We start from the raw sequence: 18,937 nt of genomic DNA, 5'->3' as shown, positions 1-18,937 counted from the left end.
CCGGCCCACCCTGACCCAAGTGGGTGGGTGGGGGTCAGTCCATGGTGTCGAGGTGGGCTTCGAGGGCGTCGAGGCGGTTGCGCCAGAGGTCGCGGTAGGGCTCGAGCCAGGCGTCGATCTCGGCGAGTGGGGCGGGGCGGAGGCGGTACCAGCGGCGCTGCGCGTCCTGGCGTACTTCGACCAGCCCGGCATCTCGCAGTACCTTCAGATGCTTCGAGACGGCCGGCTGGCTCATCGACAGTTCCTCGACCAGGTCGCCGACCGGGCGCTCGCCGCCCCGCAGCAGGTCCAGGATGTCCCGCCGACGCCCCTCCGCCAGCACCTCAAACGTACTTGCCATATGAGGAATATACGTCCGCGTCAGAAACCGTGGCCGAACGTCGCGGTGAAGGCCTCCTCGAACAGCCGGCGCAGTTCGGGCTCGCCGTCCTCGGCCGCCCAGCGAAGTAGCGCGATGTGGACCACCGCGAGGCAGGCGCTCGCCGCCGCCCGCGCCTGGAACTCCAGCGCCGGGTCGCCGGATCGACCGGTCAGTGCCGTGACGAGCGACTCTTGCGTGGCGTACTGACTGTCGAGGTGCCGGGCCCGCAGTGCCGGGGTCGAGATCATCAGCCGCAAACGGGCGAGGTGGAACTCCCGGTCGGCGATCGCCTGATCGTACGTCGCGGCGAGCGTCCGGGCGATGCGTACGACGAGCCGCTGATCGGCCGGCTGTGCGGCGACGATCTCGGCGGCCACCTGGTCGAACTCGTCGTACAGAACCAGATCTTCCTTCGTGGCGAAGTGCCGGTACACCGTCATCGCCGACACCCCGGCTGCGACCGCGACGTCGTTCACCGTCGTCGCGTCGTAGCCGCGCTCGGCGAACAACCGGATCGCGTGCCGCTGGATCGCATGGCGTGTCTCCGCTCGACGCCGCTCCCGCAGAATCATGTGTTAGATTCTAACAACCTGTTAGTTTCTAACACTTCAAGGGGTTGGGATGAGGACAGATCTGAGCGGGGCCGTGGCGTTGGTGACGGGCGCTTCGCGTGGAATCGGCCGGGCGATCGCAGAACGGCTCGGCGCTGCCGGGGCCGAGGTGGCGATCCACTACAACCGGGACAAAGAGGGCGCCACGGAGACTTTGGCCCGAATCGGCCGTCGGGATCGCGGGTCGCGGGAGCCCGGAGGAGCCGGCCGGGGGTTCTTGATCGGTGCCGAGCTTGGCGTGCCGGGGGACGTCGACGAAGTGTTCAGGCAGCTCGAGGCTGGGCTCGCCGGGCGACCACTGGACATCCTGGTGAACAATGCGGCGGCGCCTCCGGCCGGACCGATCGAGACCGACTCCCCGGAGCAGTTCGATCGTCTGGTGGCGGTGAACGTGCGCGCGCCGTACTTCCTGATCCAGCGGGTCCTGCCGATCATGCGCGACGGTGGCCGGATCATCTCGGTCTCCTCCGTCGCCACCCGGATGGCGAACCCGACGCAAACCTCCTTCGCCATGACCAAGGGCGCCCTCGAGACGATGACGCTCACCCTCGCCCAGTCGCTCGGCGCCCGCGGCATCACCGTCAACGCCGTCGCCCCCGGTGCGACCCGAACGGAGGCGAACGCCGCAGTCTTCGAGACCCCTGGTCTCACCGAGGCGATCACCGCCCTCACGGCCCAAGGCCGCCTCGGACGTGCCGAGGACGTAGCCGACGTCGTCTCGTTCCTTGCCTCGGGCAACGCCCGTTGGATCACCGGTCAGATCCTGGACGCAAGCGGCGGTCTCTTCCTCGGCCCTCGCGTCGCCTGAAGCGGCTGTCCGCGGGTCAGTTGGCGAGATAGGTGACTGTCCCCGGGTCAGTTGGTGAGATAGGTGGCGGTCCGCTCAGTTGGTGAGGTAGGTGACGACGGCTCGGATCCGCCGGTTGTAGCCGGGGGCGTGGGTCAGGCCTAGTTTGTCGAAGATGGCGTTGGCGTGTTTCTCGACGGCGCTGGACGAGATGAACAGTCGTTCCGCGATCGCACTGTTGTTGTGGCCCTCGGCCATCGCTGCGAGCACTTCGCGCTCGCGGGCGCTGAGGGTTTGCAGTGGATCGGTGTGGGTGGTGCGGGACAGCAGTTGTCGTACCACCTCCGGATCGAGCGCGACTCCGCCGGATCCGACGCGGTCGAGCGCCTCCAGGAACTCCTCGACGCGCATGACGCGGTCCTTCAGCAGGTACCCGATCCGGGCCTGCCCGGAGGTGATCAGCTCACTCGCGTACGACTTCTCGACGTACTGCGACAACACCAGGACGCCGACCGACGGCCAGTTCTCGCGGATCGTCAGTGCGGCTCGCAGTCCTTCGTCGGTATGCGTCGGCGGCATGCGTACGTCGACGCACACCACGTCCGGCAATGCGCCTTGGTCCGCGGCCGCGCGCACGGTTTCGACGAGGGTGTCCCCGTCACCGACGGCCGCTGGAACCTCATGCCCTTCTTCGACCAGCAGCCGCACCAGCCCTTCACGCAGGAGCGTCGAGTCCTCCGCCAGGATCACCCGCATGGCGCCACCGCCGGAGCGGGTAGTCCGCTGGGGGAAGGTCGTGTCAGGCGCATGGGAACTCCGCGTGGATGGTGGTGGGACCGCCTGGTGGGCTGGTGATGGTCAGGTGGCCGTCGTTGGCCGCGACTCGGCCGGCCAGACCGGTGAGACCACGGCCGTGCGGGTCGGCGCCACCCCGGCCGTCGTCGGTGACGGTGATCAGCATGCCGGCGCCCCTCGGGGCGGGCTCGGATTCCCTGCCTGGCGTGGAATCTTCCGCGGTCGTACTTGTCACGGTGACGTCGATGCGCGTCGCGTTGGAGTGTTTGGTCGCGTTGGTGAGGGCTTCGGAGATCACGAAGTACGCCGCTGTCTCGACACGCGGTGGTGGGCGGTCGGTCAGGTCGTAGTGCAGCCGGACCGGGATGCTGGACCGCTCGGCCAAGACGGCGATGACGTCCCGGAGGCCGAGTTTGTCCAGTGCGGTGGGGTAAACGCGCCATGCGACGTCGCGGAGATCGGCCAGAGCCAGTTCGGATTCTTCGTGGGCCTGGCGGACCAGTTCGGCAGCCTGGGCCGGGTCACGGGTCCGGCGGGCGCGGCTGAGCAGCAGACCCAGGGCGACGAGGCGCTGCTGTACACCGTCGTGCAGATCGCGCTCGATCCGCCGGCGTTCGTCGTTCACCACCTCGACCACTTCGGCCCGGCTCACGGTCAGCTCCGAAATCCGGCGGGTGAGGGTCTCCTCGACCGACGGCGTCAGGTAGCGGCGGGCGAGTCGGATGTCCAGGTCGACGATGCCTATGAGACCCATCACATTCAGGTACAGCAGCAGGGCGCCAGGGACCGCCGCCACCAGCAGCGTCGCGGTGCTGACCCGGCCGGCGCTCTCTATGAAGCCCCAGGTCCCGTCCAGCGCCCAGGCGCTGATCATCGTGCCGGCGACCACCAGGCCGTACAGCAGAAGCAGGACCACGAGTCCGCCCAGTCCGCCGATCGCCCAGCGTCTGAGGATGTAGTCGTACGCCGAACGATCGGTATATGGACCGAGATCTCGCATGTTGTGAAACGTGCGGAGCCGCCGCTGCTCGACCACCGCAAGTTGCCGAGCGCAACGATGGATGAACCGCTCCACCGAGCGCCTGGCGCGCGGTGTCGCAACGACCGGGACCAGCGCGAGCGCGGACAGCAGGACGAACAGCAACTCGACAACAGCCGTGAGCGCACCGGACATGAGACCCGCCAGGGTCGTGATGCTCCGTCGCAGGAGGCCGTCTCGTTGCCGCATGCCCGCAAGAGTAGTGGGCATAGGGGAAGAAGAAACTGCGGTTTTCCTCAGTTCTGTACTGTGGAAAATCCCAGCGAAAGACGGCGGTCGGCCGCAATGTGCGGACACTGTCCGCGGGCCTAGCGTCGTCGGCATGTTCACGACGAATCAGGTGATGATGACAGCGCTGCAGGCGACGCACGAACCGAGCGGAGGTGTGGCCGGATGGGCGATCGGCCTGATGGAGAGGCTTGGTGCGCCGGGCGCCGGGCTCGCAGTGGCGCTGGAGAACCTGTTCCCACCGCTGCCCAGTGAGGTCATTCTGCCGCTGGCCGGGTTCGCGGCGAGCCGCGGTGATCTCGGGCTCCTCAGCGCGATCGTGTTCACCACAATCGGTTCGATCGTCGGGGCGCTCGCCCTGTACGGCGTGGGCGCGGGGCTGGGCCGCGATCGGATCAGGGCGCTGGCGGAGCGGATGCCGCTGGTCAAGATCGAGGATGTCGACAAGGCCGAGGACTGGTTCAACCGGCACGGGCCGAAGGCGGTGCTGATCGGGCGCCTGGTTCCGGTCGTCCGAAGCCTGATCTCGGTCCCGGCCGGCGTGGAGCGGATGTCGGTGCCCTTGTTCTTGACGCTGACCGCGATGGGAAGCCTGCTCTGGAACTCGATGCTGATCGTCGCCGGCTATCAGCTCGGCGAGCGGTGGCATGTGGTGGAGTCATCGGTGGGCGTCTTCCAGTGGCTCGTGATCGCGGGCGCGGTGGCCGCGGTGGTGTGGTTCGTCGTTGTCAAGGTCAGGGCCAGGCGTTCGGCATCTGAGAAAGTCAAGTAGGTAGCTCGACTTTGGCTACGCTCGATCCATCACTGCCGAGCTCAGGAGATGGGTCAGATGCCCTCAGTCCCCTTCGAACCCCACGTCGTGCCGGATCCGCCGGTGTGGCCGCAGTCAGTTGTCACCGTGGTGGGCAACCCCAAGGCGGGCTCGCGGACGGCGGTGGCGGCCGCATCCGTCGCCGAACTGCTGGCGTCCGAGCTCGGTACGCCGTACCGGATCGACGAACTGGTCGATCTGGTGACGTTCGCGCCGGCGATCTTCCAGGGGGAGACGGCGGGGGAGGGGGAGCGGGCCGCGCTGGAGAACGCGATCGATCTGGTGTCGTCGGCGTCGGTGCTGGTGGTGGGGACGCCGGTGTACAAGGGCAGTTATACGGGGTTGCTGAAGAGTTTCCTGGATGTGTTGCGGCCGCAGGCGCTGGCGGGGGCGGTCGTGGTGCCGGTCACGGTGTCGGCGGCTCCCAGCCACAAGCTGCTGGCAGATCAGCACCTGCGGCCGGTGCTGGCGGAGTTGGGTGCGAGTGTGCCGGTGCCTGGGGTGGTGCTGGAGGAACCGGATCTCGAGGATCTGCAGGTCGTGCTGTCCGGGTGGCTCCGGGACAACGCCGGCATCGTCCAGGCAACCACCATCGCCCTGCAACCAGTCGCAGAGCCGACGCCCGCCCAGTAGTCACGGGCTGGCGTCGACTCTGTTTCGGTTGGCAGGAGTCTGTGTCGGACCGTGGAGTCGGCGCCCAGTGGTCACCGGGGAGGTGTCGGGGCTCAGTCGGTGTGGGTGGGTTGGGTGGGGGAGTGGCGGAGGGTTGTGGTGGCGGGGACGAGGGTTGAGGTGAAGGTGAGGGCGGCTGCGGCGGCGATGATGACCAGGTAGATCCAGAGGGGACCGGTGGGGAACGCGGAGCCGGAGACGGTGGCGGAGTAAGGGATCAGGCAGGCCAGGGCCACGGCGGTGCCGAGGGTGATGCCGGACAGCCACACCAGGGTGCTTTCGGTGGTGAGCATCCGGATGACCTGGGCGCGGGTGGAGCCGGTGAGGCGTTGGAGGGCGAACTCGCGGCGTCGGCGCAGGGTCGACGAGACAAGGGTGTTGACCACCGAGACGGCGGTATAGGCGATCAGCAGGCCGACGAGCAGATAGTTGACCCAAGCCTGCGTCTGCAGGTCTTCCGAGTTCGAGGCGACCAGGGTCTCGCGGTCCGCGACCTGTACGCCGGGGTGCTTGGCCGCCAGCGCGGCGAGGGCCGGGCGTACGTCGGCACCAGGCGCGAAGCGGACCAGGACCTGCTTGGTCAACCCGTCCGTGGTGCGAGCGGCGACCAGCGACGCGGGCAGGATGACCGTTTCGTAGCCACGTTCGGCGTCGAACAACGCGACCACCCGAAGGTTCACCGAGGTGCCGTCGCCCAAGGTCATGCTCACCGACGACCCGACTCCGCGGTCCATCGTCGCCGCGACGTGCGAAGGCAGAGCCACGGTCGACCCGACCAGACCGGACAGCGACCCAGCGGTCAGCCGCACAGGCGCCGTACCGTCGGCACCCTGGGCATCAACGCCCAGCAGGGGAGCGCCGTCCTCGTCGAAGGGGGCGTTGCGCGGCTCGTCGATCACGCCGGTGCTGCGGACGAAGGCCGAAGCGCTCGCCACCCCAGGCAACTCCCGCACCGCGGTCAGCAACGCAGGTGAGAGCCCTGAGTCGGAGACCAGTACGGCGTCCGCGCGCAAGTCCCGCGTGAATGCTTCAGAGGCGGCGTGGACCTGCGTGGTCTGCATGTACAGGTTGGCGGTCGAGATGCCGACGGCGAGCATCACGGGCATCACAGCGGCCGACATCGCGACCGAGCGCGCGGAGACGTTGAGGATCGCGAGCCGGCCGTTGACCCGGGTCAGCGCCTGCACAGGCCAGCGCCACAGCATCAGCGCGATCTTGGTCCAGAACGGCCCGAGCACCGCGACGCCGATCGACCAACAGAGGATCGACGGGCCGGCCGTCGCACCGGCGAGCGGTCCGGTCATCACGGTCGCGGTGACGATCAGCAAGGCCAGACCGCCACCGAGGAACAGCAGCCCGAAGACCAGACGCACCCAGCCGAACCACTTCCGCTGCAGCGACGCCTCGGCCAACGCCTCGACCGGCCGGATGTTCGCCGACTTGCGGGCCGCGATCAGCGCCGCGCCGATGGCTGCGAGTACGGCGGCGCCCGCGCCGGCGACGAACGGGATCCAACCTTGGTGGAACGAAATGACCGGCGAGGCCACACCGTGCGAGCTGAGCTGCTCGAAGAGGAGCCGGCCGAGGAACACACCGGGTACGGCGCCGAGCGCGACGGCCGGAATCGACACGAGCAACGACTCGCCGAGGATCATCCGCCGTACCTGACCAGGCGTCGTACCGATGCCGCGCAGAAGGGCGAACTCCCGCTGGCGGTGCTGGGCCGACAGCGCCAGCGTGGACGCGACCACGAACATCATCGTCATCGTCGCGATACCACCGAACGAACCGGCGACCGCGATCAGCGCCTCCCGTTGCGACACCCCACCCGGGTGCTCGGCCAGTCCGCGGTCAACCCCGGTGAGCACACTGATCCCGGCGTCGAGCGCCTTGATCCGGTCCTTCACCGCCTCGACATCGGTGCCAGGAGCGACGAGTACGCCCACGTCCGCGAAGCGACCCGGATCGGCGACGAACCGCGCCGCATCACGGTCGGAGAAGAAGCTGTGTCCAGCCGGCCCGTTGGCCACACCACTCACCGTGAACACCACGGGCTCGCCCTTGATCAGAAACGTCACCCGGTCGCCGACCCGACCATCAACGGTGACGACCTGACCGGCTCCCGGAGCACGCCCCGAGACCAGTTCGTACGGCGCCAACGCCGCACTGGACCAGTTGTGGCCTTCGGCAACCCCAGGGCCGAAGGCAGCAAACGTGTAGTCGCCGACCACGGCCGAGACACCTTCGACAGAACGGATCCTGTCCGCCAGTGAAACCGGGATGCCGACGCGTTCCGGCAACGGCGACGCATCCTCGGCGCCAGGGCGAAGATGAGACTGCTTGCCGGTGACAACGATGGGAGCGGCGGCGAGTCGTTCCGGCTCCACGTTGGAGCGAATGCCGGTCTCCATCAGGCCGCCACAGGCCATCACGATCGCCGTACCGAAGACGACGGCGACGAAGGTGGCGATGAAGCCGCCCTTGCGGAAGCGCAGCGTGTGGACGGCCAGACGCATCATCGGGCCACCGCCACTGCCGCCTTGGAACGAGCACCGAGGTGGGTCATCCGGTCCGCGACCTGCTCCGCAGTGGGCGCGGTCAGGCTCCCGGCCAGTACGCCGTCGGCCAGAAAGACGACCTGGTCGGCGTACGAGGCGGCGACGGGGTCGTGGGTGACCATCACGACCGTCTGGCCCTGGCTGCGGACCGGCTCGCGGAGCAGTTCGAGGACGTCGGCGGCGGTCTGGGTGTCCAGGGCGCCGGTCGGTTCGTCGGCGAAGATCACCGCGGGCCGGGCGACCAGCGCGCGGGCGATGGCGACGCGCTGCTGCTGACCGCCGGAGAGTTCGCCCGGGCGATGCTTGTGCCGGTCTCCCAGGCCGACCCGGTCGAGCACGTCGCGGACGACGGCGCGATCGACGCGGCGGCCGTCCAGTTGCTGCGGCAGGCAGACGTTCTGCCACACGGTCAACGCCGGCAGCAGGTTGAACGACTGGAAGACGAACCCGATGCGCTCACGGCGAAGCTCGGTGAGCCTGCGTTCGTTGAGTTCGGCGAGGGACCGGCCGTCGATGAGCACGCTGCCGGACGTGGGCCGGTCCAGGCCGGCCGCACAGTGCAGGAACGTGCTCTTGCCCGATCCGGACGGGCCCATCACGGCGGTGAACGTGCCGGGGGCGAAGTTGATCGAGATGCCGTCGAGGGCGGTGACGGCGTTGGCGCCACGGCCGTACACCCGTCGTACGTCGTGCAGGACGACCGAGTACCCGGTCCCGTCGAGTGGTTCCTGCGACCGTCGCGTCTTCTTCTTCATGCCCGCGACGCTACGGAGCGCGAGTCGCGGTTCCCAGGGTGCTGGACCGCCGTCGAGGGTAGGTGAAAGTCCACCTAGACGCGGAACAGCGCGCGCAGACCCTCGGTGTAGGACGCAGGGGTGACATCGCCGACGATGAGGCGCTGCAGGACGAAGCCGGGGATCAGGCCGAACAGAACCTGGGCAACGTGCCGCGGGTCGGCGTCGGCGTCGACCGTGCCGTCGGCCTGGGCGCGGCGGGCGACCGCCTCGAAGTTCTCCCGGACCTGGCTGTACTTCTCCGCCGCGATCGCCTTGATCGCGGGGTTGTGCAGGGCTTCGGCCCAGGCCTGGACGCCGACCCGGGTCACGTCGCCATCGGGCCGTTCCGCGATCACGACCACGTGGTTGATCGCTGCCTCCAGCGCCAGCAGCGGAGTCACCGCCTGCTCGGTCGCGAGGATCTTCTGGAAGAGCTCGTCCACCGTGCTGAGAGCCTCCTCGGCGATGGCCGCGACGATCTCCTCCTTGCTCTTGAAGTACCCGTACACCGCCCCCGCGGACAGGCCGGACTCGCGGATCACGTCGGCCATCGTCGTCTTGTGGAAGCCCTGCTCGATCACGCACCGGCGAGCCGCCGCGACGATCTGCCGGCGGCGGGCCAGACGGTGTTCCTCAGTGACCTTCGGCATATCCGGAACATAAAACGAATGTCCGTTCTTGACAAGTCGGCGGCTCAAGGTCCAGTCTCGAATCAATAAAGAACGATCATTCGGTTTGAGTAACGAGGAGTCCTTCATGTCCACCGGGCACCAACCTGAGCACGCCCCGGACCACGCCGCCGACCGGCGTCGGCAGCCTCCGCTGGCGGCCGTCATCACGCTGCTGACCGCACTGATCACCGTGCTGCTGATCGCGTTCGCCTGGCCCGCCGCCCGATCCGAACCGCGCGACCTTCCCCTCGCGGTCGCGGGCCCCGAGCCGGCCGTCGCCCAGGTCGCGAAGAGCCTCGAGCAGGCGATGCCGGGCGGCTTCGAGCTGACCGCCGTACCGGATCGGGCCGCGGCGGTGCAGAAGATCGAGGATCGGGACGTGTACGGCGCGATCGTGCTCGACCCGCAGCAGCCGGAAATGCTGACCGCGTCCGCCGGTAGTCCAGCGGTCGCACAGATCCTCACCCAGATGTCGAGCCGGATGTCGCCCGACAGGCCGGCGAAGGTCACCGACGTCGTACCCCTGCCGGCGGACGATCCGCGGGGCGCCGGGCTCGCCGCGGGCGCGCTGCCGCTGGTGCTCGGCGGGATCGCCGCGGCCGGAGCGCTGACGCAGCTGGTCAGGAGCGGTTCCCGGCGGATGGCCGGTGCCATCGGCTTCGCGATCACCGGTGGTTTTGCGCTGGCCGCCGTACTGCAGTTCTGGCTGGGCTCGTTCGAGGGCAGCTACTGGGGGAACGCGGGCGTGATCGCGCTGTCGATCGCCGCCGTGAGTCTGACCTTGCTCGGGCTGGAATGGTTGCTCGGTATGGCGGGACTCGCGCTCGGGGCGGGCGTGATGATGCTGCTCGGCAACCCGCTGTCGGGTCTGGCGAGTGCGCCGGAGATGCTGCCGAGCGGCTGGGGTGCGCTGGGGCAATTGCTGCCGCCGGGAGCCGCCGGTACGGCGCTTCGTTCGGTGAGTTTCTTCGAAGGCGCCGGGGCGACCGGGCCCCTCGTCGTACTGACCTGCTGGCTCGTCGCCGGCCTCACGCTCTGTGGTCTCGGCGCGCTCAGGTCCCAGCGGGTCGTCGCGGCCCGTCACGAAGCGAAGCCCATTACTGTCTGAGCGTATGACGACGCGGTGACCGGATCGTTACGTGCCGGTCGCCGCGTCAGCGCGTTCGGGCGGGGACAACGTTGTCTGTCAAGCATTGACTTGGACGCCCCCAGCCTCCTACGGTCGCAAGAAGCCCAGTGGATTTGGGTCGGGGTACTGGCATGACAACGATTGCCCGAAGGTGGACGTGATGGTGACGAGGAAACGTTTCAAAGCAGCCGCCGCGGTGAGTGCGCTGTTGCTCGCGGTCTCGGCCTGCAGCCAGGGGTCGACGACCAAGGAACCGGAGGCAGGCGGCTCGCAGAGCGTCGGTCCGGCGAACATCAAGATCGCGTACCAGCAGTGGGGCCCTGGCACGGTGATGAAGAACTTCCTCACCGGCGTCAAGGCCGAGTACGAGGCGGCCAACCCCGGCTCGAAGGTCGAGATCCTGCCCATCGTGGCCAGTGAGAACGACTACTACACCAAGCTGCAGTTGATGATGCGGTCGCCGAACACCGCGCCGGACGTGGTCTACGAGGACACCTTCCTGATCAACTCCGACATCACCGCCGGCTACCTGCGGCCGCTCGACGACTACATCAAGGACTGGCCGGACTGGAACCAGTTCGAGGACACCGCCAAGGGTGCCGCGAAGGCGCTCGACGGCAAAACGTACGGCATCCCGGACGGCACCGACACCCGCGCGCTCTGGTACAACAAGCAGATCTTCGCCAAGGCCGGACTGCCGGCCGACTGGCAGCCGAAGACCTGGGACGACCTGCTCAGCGCCGCTCGCACCATCAAGCAGAAGGTCCCCGGCGTCATCCCGCTGAACGTGTACTCGGGCAAGCCGATGGGTGAGGCCTCGGCCATGCAGGGCTTCGAGATGCTGCTCTACGGCACCAAGGACACGCTCTACAACCACGACCAGCAGAAGTGGGTCGTCGGCAGCCAGGGCTTCAAGGACTCGCTGAACTTCATCAAGACGATCTACACCGAGGGCCTCGCCCCGACGCCAAAGCAGGCGCTGGACCCGAACATGGGCAGCAAGGTCGGCACCGAACTGCTGCCCGGCGGCAAACTGGCGATCGCGCTCGACGGCTCCTGGATCTACGGCAACTGGCAGAAGACCGGCGCGAAGCCGTGGCCGCAGTGGACCGAGGTGCTCGGCCAGACCGCGATGCCGACCCAGGACGGCGGCGGCAAGGGCAAGGTCAGCCTGTCCGGCGGCTGGACCTGGGCGATCCCGGCGAAGTCGAAGAACCCGGACGCGGCCTGGAATCTGATCAAGACGCTGCAGACCCAGAAGAACGCGACCAAGTACGCCACCGAGGGCGCGCAGATCGCCGTTCGCAAGGACGTCGCCGCCGACGCCGGCTACAAGTCGTCCGCCAAGAGCACGCAGTTCTTCACCGACCTGGTGTCGGTCACCGTGTACCGGCCGGCGTTCGCCGAGTACCCGAAGGTCTCCAACGAGATCATCACCGCGATGGAGGCGGTGATGACCGGGCAGTCGTCACCGGACGAGGCCGCGAAGAACTACGACGAAGCAGTCGAAGGCATCGTCGGCAAGGACAAGACGACCACCGAGAGCGGCGGACAGTAGCCCCGTCCGTCTGACGAAGGAACTGCCCCTGTGACGACGACAGTCGCCCCCGCCGCCGCGGCCGCCCCTGCTCCGTCAGGGCGGCCGCGGGCGGCCAAACTGCTCAGGATGTTGCCGCTGACCCCGGCGATCGGGCTGATGCTGGTCTTCCTGGCCGGCCCGATCATCTACTGCGTGTACGCCGCGTTCACCAACATGGCGCTGACCGGCACGGGTGCCGCCGAGGTCAGGTTCGTCGGCCTCGACAACTTCCGCAAGGCCTTCGGCAGCGGCGCGTTCACCAACGCGATCTGGCTGACCCTGGTGTTCACGCTGATCTCCGCGATCATCGGCCAGAACACCCTCGGGCTCGGCCTGGCCCTGCTGATGCGCAGGTCCACCAGGGTGGTCCGCAACTTCGTCGGTACGGCGGTGATCGGCGCCTGGGTCCTGCCCGAGGTTGTCGCGGCGTACCTGCTCAGCGCCTTCTTCAACGAGGACGGCACGCTGAACGTCATGCTGCACGCGGTCGGCCTGCCCGGCCAGGACTGGTTGTACGCGGCACCGATCATCGCGGTCTCCCTGGCCAACATCTGGCGCGGTACGGCGTTCTCGATGCTGGTGTACTCCGCCGCGTTGAGCGAGATCCCGAAGGAGATCGAGGAGTCCGCCGAGATGGACGGCGCGCGCGGCGGCCGGCGGCTGCTGTTCGTCACGCTGCCGATGATCAGCCGGGCGATCATGACCAACCTGATGCTGATCACGCTGCAGACGCTGAGCGTGTTCGGCCTCATCTACGCGATGACCCGCGGCGGCCCGGGCACCAAGAGCCAGACGCTGCCGCTGTACATGTACGAGCAGGCGTTCAGCTTCTCCCAGATCGGCTACGGTACGGCGATCGCCCTGGTGATGCTCCTGATCGGTGCCGTGTTCTCGCTGATCTACCTGCGTGGACTGAACTCGGAGGCGGCATGATCGCGCGTGACCGGATCAGCAAGCTGAGCGCCAACCTGATCCTGCTGGGGATCGGTGTGCTGTTCGTGCTGCCGTTGCTGTGGGTGCTGTTCGCGTCGGTCAACCGCACCGCCGGGCTGCGGGTCGAGTTCCCGACCAACCCGACGCTGGGCAACTTCAAGGCGGTGCTGAACACCGACACGACGTACCGGCCGGTGCTCAACGGCATCATCCTGTGCGGTGGTGCCGCCCTGCTGACCATGATCTGCTCGGTGCTGGCGGCGTACCCGCTGTCGAGGTTCAGGTCGAAGTTCAACCGGCCGTTCCTGCTCACCGTGCTGTTCTGCACCGGGTTGCCGATCACCGCGGTCATGGTGCCGGTGTACGGCCTGTTCGTGCAGCTCAACCTGGTCGACACGATCGGCGGCACGATCATGTTCATGGCGACCAGTTCGCTGCCGTTCTCGATCTGGCTGACCAAGACGTTCATGGACGGCGTACCGATCTCACTCGAGGAAGCGGCCTGGGTGGACGGTGCCGGCAGCATGCAGGCACTCCGCCGCATCGTCCTGCCGCTGATGTGGCCCGGGATCTCGGTGGTGCTGATCTTCACGTTCATCGGCATGTGGGGGAACTTCTTCGTCCCCTTCATGCTGCTGCTGTCACCCGAACGCCTGCCGGCGTCGGTCAGCATCTTCACCTTCTTCGGCCAGTACGGCGAACCCAACTACGGCCAGCTCGCCGCCTACTCCCTCATCTACACCACCCCTGTCCTCGTCCTGTACCTCCTCCTCAGCAAGAAACTCGGCGGCGCCTTCGCCCTCGGCGGCGCCATCAAGGGCTGACCCCGACCCCTCCCCGGCGGTCAAAGGAAGCTGGCACCACGGCAGTTTCCTTTGACCGCCTCTGTTTTCCGTGCACGCAATCGTTCACTTGTCTCTGCCGGTGCCGGAGGGCGGCGGCTTAGGATTCGGCGGTGGGGTGCTCGGTGGCTGTTCGAACGGCTCGGGTCGGGGATGTCGCGCAGATGGCGCGGGTGAATGTGCGGTGCTGGCAGGAGACTTATCGGGGACTCATGCCGGACGCGGTGCTCGACGACCCGGGCTTCCTGGCCGCTCGGGAGCGATTCTGGACTGCTGCGTTGACCGACGAGCGGTATCGCGAGAACCGCGTGGCTGTGGCCGAGCGAGACGGCGAGCTGATCGGAATCGCCATGTCAGGCCCGCCTTTGGACGCCGGGGCGGCGTGGGCGAGGCAACTGTATGTGCTCTACGTTTATGCGGCCGACCACGGCACGGGTGCTGGGCAGGCGCTGCTGGAGGCGGTAGTCGATCCGGAGGAGTCGGTGGCGCTGTGGGTGGCCGACCCGAACCCTCGTGCCCAGGCGTTCTACCGCAAGAACGGGTTCGTCGCCGACGGGACGACTCAGGTCGAGGGCGGAGTGCGCGAGATCCGCATGGTCCGCGGCATCCAGCACAGTCGCTGATCCAGCTCGCGGGGGCGCGCTGGCACGGCGTCGAGTGGAACCCTGACCCGCAGGGGTGCCGGTGTGACACCCCACCGTGCGCCCTACGTCTTGCGGTCACGCGCGGCGCGCCCTCGCGCTGTTGTTGGTTGTCTTTCGTTGTCACGAGCTGTGACGGGGTGGTTTTCGCTACCGTGGGGTATTGGTCCCTCGATCTGCAGGAGGCTCCGTGAAGATCAACGACGTACTGCGCGGCAAGGGCAACCAGGTCGTCACCATCTCGCCAGACGCCACCGTCACCGAACTGCTGTCCCTGCTGGCCGAGCACAACATCGGCGCCGTCGTGGTGAGCCCGGACGGGGCGTCGGTGGCCGGCATCGTGTCCGAGCGTGACATCGTCCGGCTCTGGAACGGTACTCCGGACGCGGGGGACGTCCGGGTCAGCTCGATCATGACGTCCGAGGTCCACACGTGTACGCCGGACGATCACATCGACAACCTGATGCGATTGATGACCGAGCAGCGGATCCGGCACGTGCCGGTCGTGGTCGACGGAGCCCTGGCCGGTCTGGTCAGCATCGGCGACGTGGTCAAGTCCCGGATCGGTGAACTGGAGTTCGAGCGCGAGCAACTGTCGAACTACATCACCCGCTGATTCACGGCGAAGTCGTCCCCCCGGGGTCTACAGTCCGTCCATGGAACCAAAACCTCCCGCGGACGGGGACCCCGGTACGCCGTCCTCCGGGCAGTCGCCGTCCGGCGGTGCCCCCGAGCAGTCGTACCCGGGTCAACCGCCGTACGCGGGTCAGCAGTACCCCGGGCAGCCGCCGTACCCAAGCGGCCAACAGCCGTACCCGGGCCAACGGCCGTACCCCGGCCAGCAGTACCCCGGGCAGCCGGCGTACCAGGAACCGCGGAATACCAGCGTCCCGGCGATCTTGTCGCTCGTCTTCGGACTGATCGGCGGCGTCCTGGTCAGTGTCATCCTCGGCATCGTCGCGCTCACCCAGATCCCGAAGAAGAACCAGAAGGGCAAGGGCCTGGCCATTGCCGGGCTGGCGATCTCCGGTCTCTGGCTGGTCGGCCTGGTCGTGGGGATCGCGGTCTTCGGTGACGGCGAGCCGGATCGGGACGCCTCGGGTCAGGTCACCACGACGCAGGGCACCCGAGCGGACAAGCTCCGCGTCGGCGACTGCGTCAAGGAGATCAAGGAGGCCGCGGAGGTCCGCAACCTCGAGCTGGTGCCCTGCGACCAGCCGAACGGCGGGAAGGTGTTCGCGGTGTTCGACCTGCCCGCGGGAAAGTGGCCGGGGCTGGCCGCCGTTCAGAAGGCCGCGGAGAAGGGCTGCGTCGACCGATGGGCGGCGACGGGCAAGCCGCTCGACGAGGGGTCGGACATCATCTACCTGCACCCGATCGAAAATGGCTGGAGCCTCGGCGACCGGGGGACCACCTGCTTGGTCACGCCGAAGTGATCAGACGGCGAGGAGGAGGAGCACCATCGCCAGCGTGAACAACAGGCCGAGGCCGAGCAGGGCGGTGCCGATGAGGCCGCAGATCTGGCCGGCCTGGGCCATGCCGCGGTTGTTGTAGACGCCGGGCGACGCGTCGATTTCGGCGAGGGCCTGGCTGCCGAGCCACCAGGCGACCGGAGAGACGATCAGCAGGCCGGTGCACAGCGCGATCGCGCCGAGCACCACCGAGATCGTGGCCTGCGAGTGGTCTCGCAGGATCCCGTACGCCGGTTCGTTCGGGAAGCCGGGCTGGAGCGGGTACGACGGGGACCAGAAGGTGTGGGTCCGGTCCGTCGCATCGGTGGGACGATCCGTGAACGACAACGCTGCTCCTCTGCTCAGGGATGCCGAGCAGAGGAGCGGCTGCTGCTCAGCTCAGTTCGATCAGGTCGCCCAGCTCCATCCGGGTCAGCTGGGGCCGGACCTCCTTGGCTTCCCCTACGACGACGACCAGCAGGCCGTCGGTTCCGACGTACCGGCGATAGGCCTCGGTGGCGTCGGCGGCGGTGGTCGCGGCGATCTGGGCCAGGTAGGTGTCGGCGAAGTCGATCGGTACGCCGTTCGCGATGTTGCTGCCGACCTGCTGCGCGACCGAGTCGGCCTGCTCGTACCGCAGCGGAGCGGTCCGGATCAGGCTGTCCTTCGCCTCCTGGACCTCCTGCTCGGTCAGGCCTTCGCGGGCCTCCCGCAGGATCCGGAGCGCGTCGGTGATCGCGGCGCCGGTCACCTCGGTGCGTACGGCGCCGCCCAGGCTGAACGTGCCGCCCTTGCGGGGCGCGGAGAAACTGGTCCGCGTCCCGTAGGTGTAGCCCTTCTCCTCGCGCAGCACGGTGTCGACGCGAGACGTGATGGTGCCGCCGACCACGTGGTTCGCGACCGCGGCCGCACCCCAGGCGGGGTCGCGCCGGTCCGGACCGGCGCACCCGATCAGGAGCTGGCTCTGCACGGACCCCGGCCGGTCGACCAGGACGACCCGGTCGCCGGGAAGGTAGATCGGCTCCGGGGTGTCCAGCGCCGGCCCGGCCGCGGAGGTCCAGCCGCCGAACGCCTCGTCGATAATCCCGGTCACGTCCACGCCGGTCGCGTCACCCGCGAACAGGATCTGCGCCCGGCCCGGGCCGATGTTGTCGCGGTAGAACTCGGCCACCGGCACGTTCGTCAGCGGCCGGATCGTGTCCGGCGTCCCCGCGGTCGGGCGGGATCGCCGCGACGACGGGTCGAACAGGTGCGCCGCGAACGCCTCGCGGGCGCGGTAGCCGGCGTTCGCCCGCTCCTGGTTGATCTCGCCGAGCCGGATCGTCACGTGCCGGCCGACGTCGGCCTGGTTGAACGCGGGCCGGGTGACCGCCTCGGCGAGCAGGTGCACCGCCGGGGCCAGGTGCGACACCGGCACCGAGATCTCCACGTGCAACGCGTCCGAGCTGACGTCCACGCCGTACGCCGCTCCGTGCCGTTCCAGCGCGGCCGCGAAGTCGTTGGCCGACCGCAGTTCGGTGCCCTCGTCGAGGGTCCGGGACATGATCGTCGCGACGCCCTCGAGCTCACGCGGTTCGGCGATCAGCGGCATCGCGATCGTCACCCGGACGGTGGCGACGTACTGGCCGGGGCGGTCGAAGACATGAACCGGAGTCCCCACGCCGATCGTCGTCGTGGTGGCCTCCGGGAACCTCCACGGGCGCGGAGCACCGACGGGCGGCGGGGTGGTCAGAACCTGGTTCATGCCTGCTCTCCTGCCGTTTCGGTACGGCGGTAGGTCACCTGGGCGCGGCCGGACGCGCGGATCCACTGGGCGGCCGCGGCCTGCACCTGGTCGGCGGTCACCGCGCGGACCTGGTCGATCCGGGTGTTGATCCGGTTCGGGTCGCCGAACAGCAGCGCGTAGTGGGAGATCTCGTCGGCGCGGCCCGCGCAGGTCGCCAGCTGCTCCAGCCAGTCCCGCTCGGCCTGTGCCTGGACGGTGGCCAATTCGTCCTCGCTGATACCGGCCTCGGCCAGCTTCTCGATCTCCTCGAGCAGCGCGTCCTCGACCTTCTGCAGGTCCACGCCGTCCGAGGCGATCCCGGTCAGTGTGCCGAACGAGACTCCACCGATCAGCGGCAGCGCACCGCCGGAGACCGACTGCGCGATCTGCTCGTCGCGGACCAGCCGGCGGTTCAGCCGGCCGCTCTGGCCGGCGGCGAGGATGTCGAGCGCGAGACCGGCCGCGTCCAGCTCCGGCGTCCCGTCGACGGGCAGCCGGAACATCATCGTGACCAGGTCGGACGGTACGTCGGAGACGACGTCGTCCCGCCGTACCTCGGTCAGCGGGCCGATGGTGCCGTCCGGGGCGGGCGGCGGTGTCGGGATGGCCGGCAGGTGGCCGAAGTACCGCTTGGCCGCGTCGAACGCGTCCTCCTCGGAGACGTCGCCGACGATCGTCAGGACGGCGTTGTTCGGACCGTAGTACGTCCGGAAGAACGCGTGCACGTCCTCCAGCGAGGCGGCGTCGAGGTCGGCCATCGAACCGATCGTCATGTGCGCGTAGGGGTGGCCCTCGGGGAAGGCGAGTTTCACCAGCCGCTCGTAGGAGTCACCGTACGGGCGGTTGTCGTAGCTCTGCCGCTTCTCCTCCTTGACCACGTCGCGCTGGTTGTCCAGGTTCTCCTGGTTCACCGCGTCGAGCAGGTAGCCCATCCGGTCCGCCTCGAGCCACAGGGCCAGGTCGAGACCGCCGCTGGGCAGCGACTCGAAGTAGTTGGTCCGGTCGAAGAAAGTGCTCGCGTTCAGGCTGGCGCCGGCCGTCTCCAGCAGGCTGAAGTGCTGACCGGACGCGACATTGCGCGACCCCTGGAACATCAGGTGCTCGAACAGGTGGGCGAACCCGGTCAGTCCCGGCGGCTCGTGCCGCGAGCCGACGTCGTACCAGAGGTTCACGGCGACGATCGGTACGGCGCGGTCCGAGCTGACGACGACGCGTAAGCCGTTGTCCAGCGTCTGCTCCGCGATCGGATAGGTCAAGGGCATGCCAGCCACCCTACGTGGTCCGCGAA

The 18,937-nt window shown here is 68.3% G+C and carries 20 protein-coding genes; 10 read left to right on the top strand and 10 right to left on the bottom strand.

The genetic code is table 11. The features are described 5' to 3' along the window. Positions 1-34: 34 nt before the first annotated feature. Both ACYVOK_RS26645 and ACYVOK_RS26640 read right to left on the bottom strand, forming a co-directional pair. Positions 35-340, bottom strand: a complete 306-nt coding sequence (locus ACYVOK_RS26645) for an ArsR/SmtB family transcription factor (protein ID WP_460665284.1) — start codon at positions 338-340, stop codon at positions 35-37. A gap of 20 nt (positions 341-360) precedes the next feature. Then, positions 361-933: a TetR/AcrR family transcriptional regulator gene (locus ACYVOK_RS26640; protein WP_460665283.1), complete on the bottom strand. Its 573-nt coding sequence runs from the start codon at positions 931-933 to the stop codon at positions 361-363. 49 nt (positions 934-982) lie between these two features. Here ACYVOK_RS26640 and ACYVOK_RS26635 point away from each other — a divergent pair, with 49 nt between their 5' ends. Beyond that, the gene (locus tag ACYVOK_RS26635; protein WP_460665282.1) at positions 983-1,780 is read left to right on the top strand and encodes an SDR family oxidoreductase; all 798 of its coding nucleotides are present in this window, start codon (positions 983-985) and stop codon (positions 1,778-1,780) included. Between the two features lie 75 nt (positions 1,781-1,855). Here the strand turns inward: ACYVOK_RS26635 and ACYVOK_RS26630 are convergent, their stop codons facing one another. Next, positions 1,856-2,515, bottom strand: a complete 660-nt coding sequence (locus ACYVOK_RS26630; RefSeq protein ID WP_460665281.1) for a response regulator transcription factor — start codon at positions 2,513-2,515, stop codon at positions 1,856-1,858. A 43-nt stretch (positions 2,516-2,558) separates the two neighbouring features. Next, positions 2,559-3,782, bottom strand: a complete 1,224-nt coding sequence (locus tag ACYVOK_RS26625; protein ID WP_460665280.1) for a sensor histidine kinase — start codon at positions 3,780-3,782, stop codon at positions 2,559-2,561. On the opposite strand from ACYVOK_RS26625, the gene ACYVOK_RS26620 reads away from it, so the two are divergent. Together ACYVOK_RS26620 and ACYVOK_RS26615 are read left to right on the top strand one after the other, a co-directional pair. Then, positions 3,781-4,593, top strand: a complete 813-nt coding sequence (locus ACYVOK_RS26620) for a DedA family protein (protein WP_460665279.1) — start codon at positions 3,781-3,783, stop codon at positions 4,591-4,593. The genes ACYVOK_RS26625 and ACYVOK_RS26620 overlap by 2 nt on opposite strands. Before the next feature lie 57 nt (positions 4,594-4,650). Next, on the top strand, positions 4,651-5,265 hold the full coding sequence (locus tag ACYVOK_RS26615; RefSeq protein ID WP_460665278.1) for an NADPH-dependent FMN reductase: 615 nt from the start codon (positions 4,651-4,653) through the stop codon (positions 5,263-5,265). A 92-nt stretch (positions 5,266-5,357) separates the two neighbouring features. On the opposite strand, the gene ACYVOK_RS26610 is transcribed toward ACYVOK_RS26615, so the two are convergent. From ACYVOK_RS26610 to ACYVOK_RS26600, 3 genes are all read right to left on the bottom strand, one after another. After that, the gene (locus ACYVOK_RS26610) at positions 5,358-7,823 is read right to left on the bottom strand and encodes an ABC transporter permease (protein ID WP_460665277.1); all 2,466 of its coding nucleotides are present in this window, start codon (positions 7,821-7,823) and stop codon (positions 5,358-5,360) included. Next, positions 7,820-8,617 carry an ABC transporter ATP-binding protein gene (locus tag ACYVOK_RS26605; RefSeq protein WP_460665276.1) on the bottom strand — a complete coding sequence of 266 codons (798 nt, stop codon included), beginning with the start codon at positions 8,615-8,617 and terminating at the stop codon, positions 7,820-7,822. Before ACYVOK_RS26605 ends, ACYVOK_RS26610 begins: the two co-directional genes overlap by 4 nt. A 74-nt stretch (positions 8,618-8,691) precedes the next feature. Next, positions 8,692-9,288: a TetR/AcrR family transcriptional regulator gene (locus tag ACYVOK_RS26600; protein ID WP_460665275.1), complete on the bottom strand. Its 597-nt coding sequence runs from the start codon at positions 9,286-9,288 to the stop codon at positions 8,692-8,694. A gap of 106 nt (positions 9,289-9,394) precedes the next feature. On the opposite strand from ACYVOK_RS26600, the gene ACYVOK_RS26595 reads away from it, so the two are divergent. From ACYVOK_RS26595 to ACYVOK_RS26565, 7 genes are all read left to right on the top strand, one after another. Further along, positions 9,395-10,417: a hypothetical protein gene (locus tag ACYVOK_RS26595; protein WP_460665274.1), complete on the top strand. Its 1,023-nt coding sequence runs from the start codon at positions 9,395-9,397 to the stop codon at positions 10,415-10,417. 184 nt (positions 10,418-10,601) lie between these two features. Then, entirely contained in the window at positions 10,602-11,996 is a 1,395-nt protein-coding gene (locus ACYVOK_RS26590) for an extracellular solute-binding protein (RefSeq protein ID WP_460665273.1), read from the top strand. Between the two features lie 30 nt (positions 11,997-12,026). Continuing rightward, a complete protein-coding gene (locus tag ACYVOK_RS26585; protein WP_460665272.1) occupies positions 12,027-12,950 on the top strand; it encodes a carbohydrate ABC transporter permease in 924 nt (307 codons plus the stop codon). Beyond that, positions 12,947-13,774 (top strand): carbohydrate ABC transporter permease, encoded by an 828-nt coding sequence (locus ACYVOK_RS26580; RefSeq protein ID WP_460665271.1) that lies wholly within the window; start codon positions 12,947-12,949, stop codon positions 13,772-13,774. The genes ACYVOK_RS26585 and ACYVOK_RS26580 overlap by 4 nt, the downstream gene beginning before the upstream one ends. Positions 13,775-13,917: 143 nt before the next feature. After that, positions 13,918-14,415: a GNAT family N-acetyltransferase gene (locus tag ACYVOK_RS26575; RefSeq protein WP_460665270.1), complete on the top strand. Its 498-nt coding sequence runs from the start codon at positions 13,918-13,920 to the stop codon at positions 14,413-14,415. Between the two features lie 208 nt (positions 14,416-14,623). After that, a complete protein-coding gene (locus ACYVOK_RS26570; protein ID WP_460665269.1) occupies positions 14,624-15,049 on the top strand; it encodes a CBS domain-containing protein in 426 nt (141 codons plus the stop codon). A 40-nt stretch (positions 15,050-15,089) separates the two neighbouring features. Then, a complete protein-coding gene (locus ACYVOK_RS26565) occupies positions 15,090-15,869 on the top strand; it encodes a DUF4190 domain-containing protein (RefSeq protein ID WP_460665268.1) in 780 nt (259 codons plus the stop codon). On the opposite strand, the gene ACYVOK_RS26560 is transcribed toward ACYVOK_RS26565, so the two are convergent. From ACYVOK_RS26560 to ACYVOK_RS26550, 3 genes are read right to left on the bottom strand one after another with little or no spacing between them, the layout of a single operon-like run. Beyond that, on the bottom strand, positions 15,870-16,232 hold the full coding sequence (locus ACYVOK_RS26560; RefSeq protein WP_460665267.1) for a DUF4190 domain-containing protein: 363 nt from the start codon (positions 16,230-16,232) through the stop codon (positions 15,870-15,872). Between the two features lie 46 nt (positions 16,233-16,278). Then, positions 16,279-17,628, bottom strand: a complete 1,350-nt coding sequence (locus ACYVOK_RS26555; protein WP_460665266.1) for a M16 family metallopeptidase — start codon at positions 17,626-17,628, stop codon at positions 16,279-16,281. Beyond that, a complete protein-coding gene (locus ACYVOK_RS26550; RefSeq protein WP_460665265.1) occupies positions 17,625-18,911 on the bottom strand; it encodes a M16 family metallopeptidase in 1,287 nt (428 codons plus the stop codon). The genes ACYVOK_RS26555 and ACYVOK_RS26550 overlap by 4 nt, the downstream gene beginning before the upstream one ends. Positions 18,912-18,937: the final 26 nt, after the last annotated feature.

It is taken from the genome of Kribbella swartbergensis (assembly GCF_054784135.1).
The sequence above is the reverse complement of the archived record's forward strand: the minus strand, read 5'-3'. Positions and strand labels throughout refer to the sequence as shown.

Coding starts and splice junctions, on each gene's coding strand:
- ACYVOK_RS26555 (WP_460665266.1), bottom strand. CDS start 17,628: ATGAACCAGGTTCTGACCACCCCGCCGCCCGTCGGTGCTCCGCGCCCG.
- ACYVOK_RS26550 (WP_460665265.1), bottom strand. CDS start 18,911: ATGCCCTTGACCTATCCGATCGCGGAGCAGACGCTGGACAACGGCTTA.
- ACYVOK_RS26625 (WP_460665280.1), bottom strand. CDS start 3,782: ATGCGGCAACGAGACGGCCTCCTGCGACGGAGCATCACGACCCTGGCG.
- ACYVOK_RS26600 (WP_460665275.1), bottom strand. CDS start 9,288: ATGCCGAAGGTCACTGAGGAACACCGTCTGGCCCGCCGCCGGCAGATC.
- ACYVOK_RS26635 (WP_460665282.1), top strand. CDS start 983: ATGAGGACAGATCTGAGCGGGGCCGTGGCGTTGGTGACGGGCGCTTCG.
- ACYVOK_RS26565 (WP_460665268.1), top strand. CDS start 15,090: ATGGAACCAAAACCTCCCGCGGACGGGGACCCCGGTACGCCGTCCTCC.
- ACYVOK_RS26615 (WP_460665278.1), top strand. CDS start 4,651: ATGCCCTCAGTCCCCTTCGAACCCCACGTCGTGCCGGATCCGCCGGTG.
- ACYVOK_RS26640 (WP_460665283.1), bottom strand. CDS start 933: ATGATTCTGCGGGAGCGGCGTCGAGCGGAGACACGCCATGCGATCCAG.
- ACYVOK_RS26645 (WP_460665284.1), bottom strand. CDS start 340: ATGGCAAGTACGTTTGAGGTGCTGGCGGAGGGGCGTCGGCGGGACATC.
- ACYVOK_RS26595 (WP_460665274.1), top strand. CDS start 9,395: ATGTCCACCGGGCACCAACCTGAGCACGCCCCGGACCACGCCGCCGAC.
- ACYVOK_RS26620 (WP_460665279.1), top strand. CDS start 3,781: ATGCCCGCAAGAGTAGTGGGCATAGGGGAAGAAGAAACTGCGGTTTTC.
- ACYVOK_RS26610 (WP_460665277.1), bottom strand. CDS start 7,823: ATGATGCGTCTGGCCGTCCACACGCTGCGCTTCCGCAAGGGCGGCTTC.
- ACYVOK_RS26630 (WP_460665281.1), bottom strand. CDS start 2,515: ATGCGGGTGATCCTGGCGGAGGACTCGACGCTCCTGCGTGAAGGGCTG.
- ACYVOK_RS26605 (WP_460665276.1), bottom strand. CDS start 8,617: ATGAAGAAGAAGACGCGACGGTCGCAGGAACCACTCGACGGGACCGGG.
- ACYVOK_RS26580 (WP_460665271.1), top strand. CDS start 12,947: ATGATCGCGCGTGACCGGATCAGCAAGCTGAGCGCCAACCTGATCCTG.